Source organism: Embleya sp. NPDC001921 (genome assembly GCF_053594475.1).
On the sequence record NZ_JBSFEO010000012.1, the window covers coordinates 62785 to 76542 of the forward strand.

The window sequence follows — 13758 nt, forward strand, 5'->3', positions numbered from 1 at the left end:
ATCCGCCCGATCCGGATCGACCGGCCGGTGCCGCCGGGCGATCCGGGTCAGGCGCTCGTCGGGGGAGCGCAGACACGCCCCAGGGGCTCGCGTGCCGCGTGGGCGAGCAGCGCGGCGACTCCCGCGGCCGGCCCCTCGGCCCGGCGCCAGTGTTCGTCGCGCTCGGTGAGCGCGGCGAACAGACGTTGCCAGCACCGTTCCTCGGTGCCGAGCAGATCCGCGGTCAGCGCGCCGATCTCGGCGTACGCCGCCTGGACCGCGGCCCGTACCGGCTCGGAAGGGTCCACGCGTACCCGGGCGTCGGCGACATAGCGCAGCACACGATCGGCGTGACCCACCTCGTGCACCAGGTCGTGGCCGGTGAGCAGCCCCGCCTCGATCAACCGCTCGATCTCGACATGCCACTCGGCGGTACCGCCTTCGGGCAGCACCCACGCGGCGACGGTACGGGCCGGCCGCGGCCCGCGCCGGGCCGCGGCGAACGCCTCGGCGGGGTGCAGGTCGGTGAGCATCGCCAGGAGGATCTCATCGGGCGCGTCCGGTCGGCTCGCGAGCGCGCGCCGGACCCCGGCGGGCCACGGCTCGCGCGCGTGCTCGCGGGCCAGCAGTGCCCAGTCGCGCCGGTAGGGCCGGTCCAGGACCCGTTCGGCGTCCGCGAGCCGGTCGCACGCGCGCAGCCTCGCCACCAGTCGGGCCGGCGACGACTCCCGGTCGATCCGCGAGGTCAGCACCGCGACGGCGGCCTCGGCCGGATCTCCGGTGCCGGCCAGGGCCTTCGCCGCGACCTTGGCGGCGCCGCTGCCCAACAGGCCGCGGTCGATCAGCGCGCGCAGCCGGTGCGGCCCGCCGAAGCGCAACGCGTTGCGCGCCGCGATCAGTTGCTCGAGCAGGGACAACTTCCCGGACATCGCCTCCAGCGCGCGCTCGACCACGTCGGCGTCGGCCGCCTCCACCGTCACCCGCAGCGCGTCCGTCCGATACTTCGAGAACACCCCCGGGGCGAGCAGGCGTTCGCGCAGGACCGGCGACAGCGGCCGGGCGTCCTGTGCCGCGCGGGCCAGGATCCGGCGCCGCTCGGCCGCGTCGCCGGGCCGCCTGACATCGCCGTACAGCCGGTCGTCCAGCACCGGATCGCGCCGGTCGAGCAGCCGCCCGCGCACGTGCCGGGTGTGCGGCGAGCGGGCCTCGCCGTCCGCGAGGATCAGCGCGGGGGCGACGTCGGCCAACTCCAGTACGTAGGCGACCAGGTCGTCCGTGACGTGCCGGGTGCGCTCCGCGTCGCGGGCCAGGGCGCTTGCCGACCCGGGTCCGAGCAGCGGGACGAGCGCGCGGAGAACGTGCGCGTCGGCGTAGACGAGCAGGGCCGATCCGGCGCTCGACAGCGTCGCGGGCGCGGCAGCGGGTCGCGGGCCGGGACCGGCGGCCACCCGGTCGAGCAGTTCGGGCAGCGGCAGTTCGCCGCGCTCCGTGTCCATCGCGGCGAGCGCGGCCGACCAGCGCTCGCGATCGTGGCCCAGTCGGGCGGCGAGCAGGGCGCGTACGGCCCGGGTGAGCGGTGCGCGGGCGAGTTGGGAGAACTCGCCCGGGCGGGCGGCGCTCAACGCGCGTGCGGGTGTCGTGGCGATCAGGTCGGCCGGGCCGACCAGACCGGCGCGGTAGCGCACCGAGGCCGAGGCGGTGTCCCGGAAGCCGATCGGATCGCGCCGGACCAGACGCTCGCGCGGCAGCTCGGATGGAGCGGCCGCGCACGCCGCGACCAGCCACACCGGGTGGCACAGGTCGGGCACGTCCGCCTCCAGGGTCTCGGCGAACACCGCGAGCACCGCGGGGTCGGTGGGTATCGGCGCGCCCGGCACGATCTCACGCAGCAGATGCGCCGCGGCCAGCGCGCAGCCCCGGTCGGGGGTGTTGCGCCGGCCGCGCCTGGTCGGCAGCGTCGGTCCGGCCTGCTCGCGGCCGCGGATGGTCGGCGCGCGGCGCGCGAGGGTGTCCGCGAACTCGGCGATCTCGGCGTCGCTCAGAGCCCGTTGCGCGGCATCCGGTGGCCGGCCGGCCGCCTGTGCGGCGACGGTGATCAGTTCGGCGACGGTGCCCGCGAAGGAGTCGAGCAGGCCGAGGCCGATCACGGTGGCCTCGACGTGGCCCGCCAGGTGGGTGCCGACCAGTTCCGCCAGCCGGGCGCGGACGGGCGCGGCCGCGTCGGGGGCCAGCTTGGGCAGCGCGCGCAGCACCTCGCCGGCCGGCCGGGCGGTATCCACCAGCCGTACCGGGTCCAGCAGTTCGTGCTCGACGCAGTCGTTCACCCAGGCCGCGTCGGCGCGGCCGAACGCGACTGTGGTCAGCCGGTCGATCGGCTCGCGGTTGAGGTCCTCGGCGGTGGAGCCGCACGAGCGGTTGACCACGGCGAGCCGCAGCAACCGGCCCGGTTCGCCCTCGGCGTGCTCGTGGCGCAGGAGTTCGTCGATCGGCTCGGGCGGGTACGGAGTCTCGCGGTGCCCGGCCACCAGGCGCGGCAGGTCGTACACGTACGGCTCGTGGACGAGCGTGGCCATCAGTCGCCGGGTGGCGTTGCGTCCTCGCGCGGTGGCGAAGACCCGCGGCAGGGCGTCGGGATCCTCGTACGGAACGCGCGGCGAGCCCAACCTGCCCGGCCCGTCCGGGGCTTCGAGCGCGTCCAGGACGGCGGCGGCCTGGTTCGAGTGGCCCGGCCCGCCGAGCAGCCGTACCAGGTGCCGCACCGCGTCGGGGCCGCCGCGCTCCCACACCCGAAGGAACGCGAAGCCGCGCGCGTCGGCGGACGGGAAGGTGAAGAGCGCGGCGTGCACGAGCTCGGGGTCGCCGCTGACCGCCAGCGGGGTGAGCCGGCGCTGATCCCGGCAGTCCAGCAGTTCGGCCCGCAACCGCGGGTCCAGCGGCACGAGTTCGCTGCGCCCCGGGGTGCGCGGAACCCCGGAGGCGATGCTGCGGCGCAGGGTGAGCGGGGTGTGGTGGTTGCGGTACACGGCGGCGTTCACGAACGGGTCGTCCAGGGCGGTGAGCCGGCCCAGCTCGCGCGGGTCCAGGCAGGCGTTCTGTGCGACGGCCGCGCAGACCCGGGGATCGCGAGTGGCCAGCGCGACGTCGAGCGCGTGCGCGGGCAGCGGCCCCTTGCCCAGCAGATCGCGCAGCAGCTCGTCGCGCAGGTGCGGCAACAGGCCGCGCAGGTCCTCGGGTTCGGCGGCGTAGAGCAGGAATCGGTAGGGCCTGGACAGCGCGGGCGGCACGGTCGATCCGACGTCCGGGATCGATCCGTCGGCGATCCGGGCCAGCAACTCGGCCAGGGTGCCCCGGTGCCGTGACAGGTGCACCCGCAGGGTGGCCCAACGACTCGCCGAGCCGCCCAGCCGATGGTGCAGCAGGTCGGTGAGCGGGCGGACGAAGGGGAGTTCGGCCAGGGTCGCGACGGCGGTCCGGGCGGGGGCGACGGTGTCCAGGACGAGGGCGGCGTGCCGCTCGCGGGTGCGTCCGGCGGCGCCGGCCGAGGCGGCGATCCGGGCCGCCTCGGGGTGGCCGGGGTGGCGTGCGGCGGCTTCGAGGAGGGCGGCCGAGGGGCGGGCGATCCGGGCCACCGCGGCCGGGTGGGCTCGGTAGAGCTCCACGAGCAGGGCGTCGGGGCAGTCCGCGCGCGCGACCAGCGCCGCCGCGGCGGCCTCGGGCAGCGGCTCGGCGCGTTGGGCGTCCAGCAGCCGGCTCCAGTGCGGATCGCGGCGCCAGGCGGGTTCCGGCTCGCCGGCGCGCAGGCCGGCGATCAGGCCGTCGGGGCCTTCGGCGGCGGCCACCGCGGCTTGGAGCTCGTCCGTCCGGCCGCTCTCCAGCGCGCGGGCGGCGAGGGCGGCCACATCGAGCACGGGCGGGGGAGGGCCGCCGGCCGCCGGGCCGGTGGGCGTGCCACCGAAGTCCACCTCCGCGAGCAGCCCGGCCAGTCGCGGCGGGTCGGCGAACAGGCCCAACAGGCCCCGTAGTTGCTCGGCGGTGGTGAGCCGCGCGGCGCAGGCGCGCAGCGCGTGCTCGATCAGTGCCGGGATCCCGGACACCACGGCGGCGCCGATGAAGTGCGGGTGGTCCGGCGGGTCTTCGGCACACGCGCGGATCTCCTCCCACAACACGCCGAGCGCGTGCGGATCCGGATGTCGGCCCGGCGCGAGCACCTCGCGGCGCATCCACGGCAGGGCGGTGGCGTGTCGGTACACCAGCCGATCCACGACCGGGTCCGGCCGCTCCAGCAGTGCGGCCAGATCGGCGGTGCAGGCTTCCGGGTTGCGCGCCACCGCGCGCCGGACCAGCACGTCGGGATCGCGAACGGCCTTGACCCGCGCGGCGATCGGCAGCGAGGCGTCGGCCAGGTAGGCGGGGTCGTTCTCGCCGAGCCGGTGGCGCAGCCGACCCGCGTCCCCGGCTTCGCCACTCGCCACCGCGAGTCCGAGCAGCACCTCGGCGGCCGGGTCGTACCGGCGCGCGGCTTGATGCGTCACTGTTCGCTTTCCCCTCGTCGGGCCGACCCGTTCGCCGTCGCCCCCCGTCCCGGGCGGTGTCACGAGGACCACCCCACCACAGCACACCGACGGCCGGCCGCCCCGGGACGAACGCTAGGGGGCGATAGGGGTGTGGCGCGAACGCGGGTTTCGGCGGTCGTGGATCGGTACCGGTCCGTTCGCCTCGTCCGCTTCGCCGGTGACCACCGGGAGCCTCCCGCCGCGGGCGAACCGCCCGGGGCTGGTGCCCAGGACACGCTTGAAGTGCCGGTTCAGGTGCGACTGGTCGTAGAAGCCCGCGGTCACCGCGACGGTGTGCGGCGGCATGCCGTCGAGCAGGAGTCCGCGGGCGAGATCGACCCGGCGCCCGGTCAGGTATTGGTGCGGACCGATGCCGAACTCCCGGCCGAAGGCCCGCACCAGGTGGGTCGGGTGCGCGTACAACAAGCGGGCGGCCTCGGCGAGCGTGACGCCCTCGACGAATCGATCGTCCAGCAGGTCGCGCAGCCGACGGGCCAGATTCGGATCACGCACGGCGGGCGGCGCGGCGACCCGACCCACCAGGTGCCCGCGCAGCCGTTCGGCGATGAACGCGAGCCTGCTCTCGGCCTCCAGCTCCTCGCCCGGCCGCAGCAGCGCGGTGTGCAGTCGGTGTACCCGCCGGCTCAGCGCTGGGTCGGCGAGCACCGGGTGGTCCACGGCCGGGCCGATCAGCTCGTCGGCCACGTGCGAGGAGTCCAGGTACAACACCCGCTTGCGGAACCCGGTCGGCGTGGCCGCGCTCCCGTTGTGCGGGACGTGCGGCGGCAGCAGGCTCACGGTGCTGCGCAGGGCACCGTGTTCGTGCCGGTCCAGGTCGTACCTGACCATGCCGTCGTCGACGATCAGCAGCGTCCACGCGGCGTGCGTGTGCATCGGGTAGGTGTGATCGGTCATGTGCGCGTGCAGGACCTCGCGCACCCCGGCCACCGCCGGCCGCCAAGCCACGATCTCCGCGCCGGCAACCATGTCAGGATCGTACAAGACGGCCCCCGACCGGCCCCGACACGATGCGAGGCATGGAAACCGAGCTCGAACCCGTTCGTTTCGACACCAGGATCGCCGTGGTGCTGCGCGCCGACCTGGCCCCATGGCAGCGGCTGAACGTCACGGCGTTCCTGGTCAGCGGCCTCGGCACGCGGATCCCGGAGGTGATCGGCGAGCCCTACGCGGACGCCGACGACACCGGCTACCTGCCGATGTTCCGGCAGCCGGTGATGGTCTTCGAGGGCGCCAAGGAGGTGTTGACGGCGGCACACACCCGGGCGGTGGGTCGGGAACTTCCCGTCGCGGTGTTCACCTCGGACCTCTTCGCCACCGGCAACGACCGGGACAACCGTGCCGCGGTCCGGGCCGTCCGGCGGGCGGATCTGGACCTGGTCGGGATGGCGGTGCACGGCCCGCGCAACGCGGTCGACAAGATCCTCAAGGGTGCCCGGATGCATCCGTAGCGGATCGGCCGGGGAGCGGGGCCGGATTTCGCCCGGTGGGGCGTAGCGGCGGTGGTGGTGGGCAGTAGCCCTCGGGTCGGGAGCACAACCGAGGATCCGACCGGTCGCGACGGGCGCGGCCACCGCGCCGGTCGCGAGAGTCGCAACGGTGCGACGGTCGCGACGAGGAGGGTGGATGTGGTGAGCAACCCGCCGCAAGGTCGATCCGAGTCCGCGGAACCCGGTCCCGGTGCCGATGCCGACTTCGACTCCTTTGTGGGGGCGCTCGACTACCCGATGTTCATCGTCACGGCGGCCCGGCCGGACACCGGTGAGCGCTCCGGATGCCTGGTCGGCTTCGCCACCCAGTGCGGTATCGACCCGCGGCGGTTCCTGGTCTGCGTGTCCGCCGCGAACCACACTCATGCCGTCGTCGCCGCGGCCGGCGTGATCGCGGTGCACGCGCCCGATTCGCGGCAACACCCGCTCGCGGCCCTGTTCGGGGAGGAGACCGGCGACCGCACGGACAAGTTCGCGCACTGCGCGTGGACCGAGGGCCCGTTCGGCGTACCGCTCCTGAGCGACTGCCCCCGGCGGTTCGTGGGTCGTGTCCTGGAGGCGGTCGATCTGGGCGACCACACCGGTTTCGTGGTGGCGCCCGTCCGGGCTCCGGATCATCCGGCTCCGACCCGGCCCGACCTGCTGACCTTTTCCGACGTCCGGGACCTGGACGCGGGTCATCCCCGGAATTGATCCGCCGTGAACCGGGGGAGACGAAACGAGGGGAGGGGGTGCGCCGCCCCCGTGGCGGCGCACCCCCTCCCCTCGCACCGACCCCACCGTGCTTCGACGCTCGTTCCGCCACCCCGTGTCGGCGGTTCCGCCCCACCCGCGCTCGCTGCCCGCACTCCACATCCTGGCGGGGCCCGCCGACAGGGGGCATCCGTAGGGCTACTCGGCCGCGAAGCCGAGTACCGAACACGCGTCCTGAGTACCGGCACGCCGGGTCAGGCTCCGGCGAGGGCCTCGCGCCACACCGGGCTGTCCACGTAGTGGTTGTCGAACCGCTCCGAGGTCGCGCGCAGTTCGGCGACGTCGGCCTCGCCGCGGTAGACCCGCTCCAGGAGCCGGTAGTAGTCGAAGCGGTCCATCCCGGGGGTGAACACGACCAGCATCTTCGCCGCGGTGTCCGGGGCCGGTGCGAACGCGTGCGGCGTGCGCGCCGGCACCAGCAGGAAGTCGCCGGTCTCCAGGGTGACGATCTCCTCGCCGAGCAGGATGCGCATGGTGCCCTCGAGGACGTGGAACATCTCGTCGGCCCTGGTGTGGAAGTGGGCCGGCGCACCGGGGGAGCCCTTGTCGAAGCCGGCCAGGTTGGCGGTCATCCCGGGGGTGTCGGCCAGCAGCGTGATCAGGCTGGTGGGACCGTCCTGGACGACCTCCGCCTCCTGGGTACGGACCAGGATGGAGGCGGGGACGGCGGCGTTCGGGGCGTGCGTGGACATGGTGACTCCCGGTGTGGCTGGTCGGGTCGATCGGGGGGAACGGCGGGCCGGTCGATGTGCGTCGAGTGAGGTGCCCTTCGGCGCCCGGCCCCGCTGTTCGGTGGTACCAATCTACGGCGCGTTTCGACCCATCGAATGGTTCATTCCAGCCACGAATCGACGGGTCAATTCGACCTCTCGCGAGCGTCCGACCGTCGCGGGCGTCCACCCCCGGCGGGCGTGACGGCGTGTCGACGGAAAAAAGGGGTTTCGCCGCCCCGTGACGGCGAAACCCCTCCTCGCGCGCATCCGACCGCGATCATGGCCCGACGGCGCTCCCCGCGGTCGGATCCCGGCGGCCCGGATGGCGAACAACCTCGCCGGCGGACGGCGGACGCGCCCTCCGGGCCCGCACGGCGGCGGCCCCGGTCGCGCGATCCCTCACTTGCCGTCGATCTTCTCCGCCAGCGCGGCGAGCAGGTCGCGGAGCAACCCGATGGTGTCCTCGTCGGTCAGGTTGCCCGCGTCGTCGAAGCGCTCGTGCGAGCGGAACGCGATCAGCTCGGGCCGCACCACGACGTCGGTGTGCGTCCAGACGAACACCTGACGCAACGCGAGCTGCGCGCGCACCGAGCCGAAGTTGGTGGGCGCCGCGCCCATGATCGCGGCGGGCTTGTGCAGCAGTGGCAGGCCCTCGGTCCGGGACCAGTCGGTGCTCACCCAGTCGATCGCGTTCTTCAGCACGCCGGGGATCGAGTAGTTGAACTCCGGCGTGGCGATCAGCAGACCGTCCGCCTCGGTGATCCGCCGGCGCAGCTCGGCGACGGCGGCGGGGCGGTCGTTCGCGTTGTCCTGGTCCAGGTCGTAGGGCGGGATCTCGCGCAGGCCCTCGTAGATCTCGATGTCCATGCCGCCCGGCGCGAACTTCCGCGCGGCATGCAACAGCCGCGTGTTGTGCGACTCGGCGCGCAGGCTGCCGGATATCGCCAGGATCTTGACGTCACTCATCGCGAGAGTGCTCCTTCGTGGGTCTTCGACGGTCGGATCGGGGCGCCGCGCGGCGGTCGGATCGAGCGCCGCGCACCACCGGCGAAGTTCGGACCGCGACGGTACGACCGGCGACCGGGCCGGTCGGCGGTGCTCCCGTTCCCGGGTATGGAAGAAACGTACGACCCGGACACCCCCGACACGGATGGCCCGACATGCCACAGAGGGGACCGATCACGCCGGCGCGTTCGGACCGGTGGTCGTCGGTGTCGATCACGGTCGAAGGCCGGACCGGCCGGCGCCGACCTGGTTCCGCTCAGCGGGCCGCGATCCGCGCCGGCTCCTCGAACTCGACGCGGATCGCCTCGGCCAGCCGATCGGCCGTCGCGCCGTGGGCCCGATCGGCGGTGACGCAGACCGTGAAGGCGTCCCCGAGCCCGGTGAAGCCGAAGACCACGCCCTGCGCGCCCATCAGTGGTGGGGCCACGACCAGTTCGACCGCCGGTCGGCCGAGCAGGACCAGCGGTACGTCCGGGCCGGGGATGTTGGTGCAGCTCGTGTTCGCGTAGCCCGCGGACATCGTCACCAGCCCGGCGAGCCGGCCGACCCGAAGCGGCAGCCGGGCGCTCACCTCGATCGCGGCCCGCGCGATGGCTGCCTGCCCGGTGGCCTTGGCACGCGTGGTCGCCGCGTGCACCCGGGCCAGTCGCACGCCCGGATCCCGTTCGGCGAGCGGCAGCGGGACCCGGAAGAAGGACACCACGTTGCCGATCCGGGCCGCTTCACCCGTCGTGCGCATGTTCACCGGGACCAGCGCCGCGACGCGGCGCGGCGGGGCCGGACCCGCCGGTGCGACCGCGCGCAGGGCCCCGGCGACCGCCGCCAGGTACACGTCGTTGACGGTCGGGCGCCCACTGCCCGGGGCCGCGCGCCGGGCGGCCCGTACCGTCTCCGGGGACACCCTCACCCAGGTCACGTGGCGCCCCGTGCCGATCCGGCCGTTGAACGGCAGCCGGGAATTTCGGCCGAGTACGCCGCCGACCGTCGCCGCGAGCCCGCGCAAGGACGCCCGGCCCGGCGGCACCCGGCGTACCGCCGGGCCGGGCCCCGCCGATCCCGCCGCGGCATCGCTCCCGGCGCCCATCAGGCGCTCCAGCAGCCGGATCACCGTGACCCCGTCGGCCACCGCGTGATGCATCCGCAAGAGCACGGCGAACCCGTCGGGCTCGTGCCCGGACAGCAGGTACAGCCGCCAGGAGGCGCGCGTGGGCGGGATGCGCTCGGCGAGCAATTCCCCGACGCGCTCGCGCAGCGCGTTCGGGCCGGGCGCGACCGGCGCGGCGACCACGTACCGGTCGGGTTCGAAGTCGTCGGAGACGAACCAGCGCGGTCGCCCGCGCCGGCGCCCCGGTAGGACCGCGCCCGCGCGCAGCCGCAGCCGCGGCACCGACCCCCAGCGGTCCCGGACCAGTTCGCGCAGATCGCGTGCGTTCGGCGCGGCGCCGCGCAAGCGCACCAGGGCGAAGAACCAGGGGTCTCCGGAGCCTCCGAACCACTCGTGCACGACGAACGGCAGGTCGCCCGGCGCCGGATGGGCCGTACGCGGCGGGGTTGGTGGCACGTTCCGAGCCTCCGAGGTGGGTCGCGGGCGGGCCGTCGGCCCGGCGCGGCTCGGGCCGTTGCCCATTGTGACGCAGAACACGTGCATCCTCCGCACCCCCCGGCTGCGTATGGATCAGGGACGGCGGCGGCAGGAAGGGAGGTCGGGATGGGCCCACAGGGTCGCGAAGGGTTCACCGAGTTCGCCCGGACCTCGGCGCACCGCCTGTGTCAGACGGCGTATCTGCTGTGCGGTGACTGGCATCTCGCCGAGGACCTCACCCAGATCGCCTTGGAGAAGCTGTACTTGGCCTGGCGTCGGATAGAACACACCGAGCAACCGCACGCGTACGCGAAACGTGTGCTCCTGAACGCCTACCTCGATCGCAGACGCCGCCGGAGCTCGACCGAGGTTCCCGGCATCGACGCGCAGGCCCTGGAGCGCCGACCGGACGAGGCGGCCGACGCTGACCTCCCGGACATTCGGCTCACGCTGATCGACGCGCTGATGCGGCTGTCACCGCGTGATCGGGCGGTGGTGGTCCTGCGCTATTGGGAGGACCACAGCGTGGAGGCGGTCGCCGAGATGCTCGGTATGTCCGTCTCCGCGGTCAAGAGCGCGGGTCCGCGCGCACTGACCCGGCTGCGCGGCACGCTCGCGGTCAATCCGCTGGTTGGTTGAGTCGGCCGGCGGGCTCGGACTGCCGTCGCGTACGTCCGCGGACGACACACGTCCGGGACGGGCGCGCGGCAGCCGTCGGTCGCCGTCATGCACGGAAGTTCACGCACACCGAAGACACGCACCGAAGACACACGCGAGACACGCACCCGAGACACGCACCGAAGGCACGCGAGACACGCACCCGAGACACGCATCGCGGAACAGGTATCGACGACATGCGTCTGCATCGAAGGCACGCGACGGAGCCGAACGATGAACGATGACCGATCAGCAGAGGAGGTGGCCATGACACCGGACAAGGCAGCACCCGCACCCCGCGCCTCGCTCGGCGCCGATGCCGAAGCCGACCTCACGGCGGGCCTCGAACCCGACCTCGAACCGGGCCTCGAATTCGCCCTGGAACCGGGCCTCGACCCCGATCTGGAACGTGCCTTCCGCCGGCAGCTCCACGACGAACTGGCCCACCAGGGAAAGCGCCCGATGGCCGACGTGGTGGCCCGCGCGGCCTCCCGGGGCCGACGGCGTGTGCTGATGCGCACCGGCGCCGGCATCGCGGCCTCGGTGGCCGCGGTGGTGGCGATCGGAGGGGCGGCCACGGTCGCCCTGGACCGGGAGGCCGGCCCGAAGTCCGAGCGGGTCGTACCGGCGTCGCCGGCCGAGCCCCGGCCGAGCCCGTCGACGGACGGCCGGGTGGACGCCGTCCGCCAGGCGATCGCCCGCGATCTCGGCGACGTACTCACCGCCCTGGTGCCGGGCGGGACGGGATCGACGGTGCGGACCGGGTACTTCCCGGAAACCGGGATCTCGGCCGAGCTGACCATCAACGACGGCAACGGACCGACCGGGGTGGTGTTCGTGTCGCTGCGATCCGGCACGTTGCCGGAGTGCCGAGCCGACGGCCCGACCCCGGCCGCGCGCACGGACGAACACGGAGTCGTGCACTCCGTCAAGTGCTCGCAACCGGAGCGCAACGGCACGTGGATGGCCACGGAGGGTCTGCGCGTCCCGGAGGGCGTCTTCCGGGGGCAAGGGGTGTTGTTGCCGATCGGCCCGACCGTGCTGCGGCTGCTCTGGGCCAATGGGCCGCTGGACGGTAAGCGGGTGGTGACCGCCAAGGGCAGGATGCCGCTGGCCGACGAGCAGGGTATGGAGATGGCCCGGAACGCGGCCTGGGAACCGGTCGCCCGGCGGCTCCTGGACGCCGGCACGGGTATCGGGTGAGCGGGCACGGCACCGGGCGTCGGGCCAAGTCGCGTCCCGCCGCCCGCAACCGTGGCCGCACCCGGGCCCACGCCCGGGCCCGCTCGGGTGCGCGCCCGCGCGGCGTGCGACGGGTGTTGTTCGGGGTGGGCGCGGTGGCCGCCTTGGTGTTCCTGCTCGCCGCGCTGCCCGGGTTCTCCGGAGGCGGCGGCGCGTCGACCGTCGACGTCGGCGCCACCCCGGTGCCGGCGCCGAGTGGTGGGCCGGTGGCGGTCCCGGCGCCGGAACAGCCGTCGGCCCAAAGGGATCTGCCGGTTCGGGCGTCCGCGCCGCCGGACCCCCTGACGCAGGCCGGCCTGCGCTTCCCGCTGGAGCCGACGCTGCGGCTCGGCGGGAAGTTCGTCACCTTGCCGGGCAAGGATTCCGGGCCCGCCGGGGCGCAGCGGATCGAGTATCGGGTGGAGATCGAGGAGGGCCTCGCGCTGGACGGTGCGCTGTTCGCCGCGATCATCCGGCAGTCCCTCAACGACCCGCGCGGTTGGGCCCGGGACGGGAGGGTGTTCGACCGTACCGACGGCGCGGACGTGTCGTTCGTGGTGCGTCTGTCCAGTCCCGGCACCCTGCACCGGATCTGTTCGCCCATCGTCGGCGACACCAGCGTGTCCAATGTGTCGTGCAACGCGACCGGGACGCCGTGGGTGATGATCAACGGCTGGCGCTGGGCCCAGGGGTCGACCGCGTACGGCGACGACATCCTCGGCTATCGGCAGATGCTGATCAACCACGAGGTCGGGCACCGCCTGGGGCACCAGCACAACACCCGATGCGGGCCGGGCGGCCTGGCACCGGTGATGATGCAGCAGACCAAGAGCCGCGAGGCGGACAACGGCAAGCTGTGCGTCGCGAATCCGTGGCCCTACCCCGCCGCCGCTGCCTGAGCGCCGCCAACTGTTGTATTCCTCCGGTCCAGCCGGTCCATCCGGTCCTTCCGGTTGTCGGCGGTCCCGGGCCTCCCGGGACCGCCGGTGGCTCGTCGGCGCCGGCCTCGTCGACGTCCGAGGCGCCGGCGGCGCGTGCGTCCTGGCTGCCGTCGCGGGTGTCGGATGTGCTTGGGCGTCCGATCTGTCCGGGTGTCGGATGTGCTCAGGTGTCCGACGCGTTCGGATATCGGATGGGCCCGGCGTCAGATGTCCTCGGGCGTCAGATGTGTTCCGAGATCAGGACCGCCGAGGTGTCCGGTGCCAGGGCCTCGAAGATGTGCGGCGCGTCGCCGGGGTAGGCGATGTAGTCGCCGGGTGCGAGTTCGACGGGGGCCTCGACCGGGCCGACCAGGGCGCGGCCGGTGGCGAGCACGACGTGTTCCGTGGTGCCGGGCACGTGCGGCTCGGACGTTCGCGGTTCGCCGGGCTGGGCCACCACGCGGTACACGTCGCGGCGCGCGTTGGGCGGGCTCGTGGCGAGCAGCGTGGCCGCGTAGTCGGCCTGTTCCGAGTGGGTGACCGGGCCGCCGCCGGCGCGGATCACCCGGACGTTCGAGTGCGGCGGGTCCACGAGTCGGCTGAACGGTACACCGAGCGCGACGGCCAGCGCCCACAACGTCTCCACGCTGGGGTTGCCGACGCCGGCTTCGAGTTGGGACAGCGTGGATTTGGCGATCCGGGCGCGCCTGGCCAGTTCGGTCAGGGATACCCCCGCGCGTTCGCGTTCGCGCCGTACGGACGCCGCGATCATCGCGATCGGGCCGGCGGTGGGCTCGGCGGCGGGGTCGGAGGGCAGATTGCCGGCCACGTGTTCGCTCCAGACGTCGCTTTGTTCGGCTTGACGAA

11 protein-coding genes are annotated in these 13758 nt (G+C 73.9%); 5 read left to right on the forward strand and 6 right to left on the reverse strand.

Annotation, left to right across the window (positions count from 1 at the left end; translation table 11 throughout):
- Nucleotides 1–47: 47 nt before the first annotated feature.
- Together ACWCPW_RS16540 and ACWCPW_RS16545 are read right to left on the reverse strand one after the other, a co-directional pair.
- Complete coding sequence (locus ACWCPW_RS16540; protein ID WP_449762247.1) at nucleotides 48–4511, reverse strand: hypothetical protein; 4464 nt, start codon at nucleotides 4509–4511, stop codon at nucleotides 48–50.
- A gap of 114 nt (nucleotides 4512–4625) precedes the next feature.
- The gene (locus ACWCPW_RS16545) at nucleotides 4626–5519 is read right to left on the reverse strand and encodes an AraC family transcriptional regulator (protein WP_449762248.1); all 894 of its coding nucleotides are present in this window, start codon (nucleotides 5517–5519) and stop codon (nucleotides 4626–4628) included.
- A 50-nt stretch (nucleotides 5520–5569) separates the two neighbouring features.
- Between ACWCPW_RS16545 and ACWCPW_RS16550 the strand changes: the two genes are divergently transcribed.
- Both ACWCPW_RS16550 and ACWCPW_RS16555 read left to right on the forward strand, forming a co-directional pair.
- Nucleotides 5570–6001 carry a DUF2000 family protein gene (locus ACWCPW_RS16550; RefSeq protein ID WP_449762249.1) on the forward strand — a complete coding sequence of 144 codons (432 nt, stop codon included), beginning with the start codon at nucleotides 5570–5572 and terminating at the stop codon, nucleotides 5999–6001.
- Between the two features lie 180 nt (nucleotides 6002–6181).
- The gene (locus ACWCPW_RS16555) at nucleotides 6182–6733 is read left to right on the forward strand and encodes a flavin reductase family protein (protein ID WP_449762250.1); all 552 of its coding nucleotides are present in this window, start codon (nucleotides 6182–6184) and stop codon (nucleotides 6731–6733) included.
- Between the two features lie 254 nt (nucleotides 6734–6987).
- Here the strand turns inward: ACWCPW_RS16555 and ACWCPW_RS16560 are convergent, their stop codons facing one another.
- The 3 genes from ACWCPW_RS16560 to ACWCPW_RS16570 all read right to left on the reverse strand — a co-directional run bounded on the left by ACWCPW_RS16560 (nucleotide 6988) and on the right by ACWCPW_RS16570 (nucleotide 10072).
- On the reverse strand, nucleotides 6988–7485 hold the full coding sequence (locus ACWCPW_RS16560) for a cupin domain-containing protein (protein ID WP_449762251.1): 498 nt from the start codon (nucleotides 7483–7485) through the stop codon (nucleotides 6988–6990).
- A gap of 420 nt (nucleotides 7486–7905) precedes the next feature.
- Nucleotides 7906–8472, reverse strand: a complete 567-nt coding sequence (locus ACWCPW_RS16565; protein WP_449762252.1) for an NADPH-dependent FMN reductase — start codon at nucleotides 8470–8472, stop codon at nucleotides 7906–7908.
- Between the two features lie 295 nt (nucleotides 8473–8767).
- Complete coding sequence (locus tag ACWCPW_RS16570; RefSeq protein ID WP_449762253.1) at nucleotides 8768–10072, reverse strand: WS/DGAT domain-containing protein; 1305 nt, start codon at nucleotides 10070–10072, stop codon at nucleotides 8768–8770.
- Nucleotides 10073–10219: 147 nt separating this feature from the next.
- Here ACWCPW_RS16570 and ACWCPW_RS16575 point away from each other — a divergent pair, with 147 nt between their 5' ends.
- The 3 genes from ACWCPW_RS16575 to ACWCPW_RS16585 all read left to right on the forward strand — a co-directional run bounded on the left by ACWCPW_RS16575 (nucleotide 10220) and on the right by ACWCPW_RS16585 (nucleotide 12870).
- Entirely contained in the window at nucleotides 10220–10732 is a 513-nt protein-coding gene (locus ACWCPW_RS16575; RefSeq protein WP_449762254.1) for a SigE family RNA polymerase sigma factor, read from the forward strand.
- Nucleotides 10733–11017: 285 nt separating this feature from the next.
- Nucleotides 11018–11953: a hypothetical protein gene (locus ACWCPW_RS16580; RefSeq protein ID WP_449762255.1), complete on the forward strand. Its 936-nt coding sequence runs from the start codon at nucleotides 11018–11020 to the stop codon at nucleotides 11951–11953.
- Nucleotides 11950–12870: a DUF3152 domain-containing protein gene (locus ACWCPW_RS16585; protein WP_449762256.1), complete on the forward strand. Its 921-nt coding sequence runs from the start codon at nucleotides 11950–11952 to the stop codon at nucleotides 12868–12870. Before ACWCPW_RS16580 ends, ACWCPW_RS16585 begins: the two co-directional genes overlap by 4 nt.
- Nucleotides 12871–13132: 262 nt before the next feature.
- On the opposite strand, the gene ACWCPW_RS16590 is transcribed toward ACWCPW_RS16585, so the two are convergent.
- The gene (locus ACWCPW_RS16590; RefSeq protein WP_449762368.1) at nucleotides 13133–13663 is read right to left on the reverse strand and encodes a helix-turn-helix domain-containing protein; all 531 of its coding nucleotides are present in this window, start codon (nucleotides 13661–13663) and stop codon (nucleotides 13133–13135) included.
- Between the last annotated feature and the right edge of the window lie 95 nt (nucleotides 13664–13758).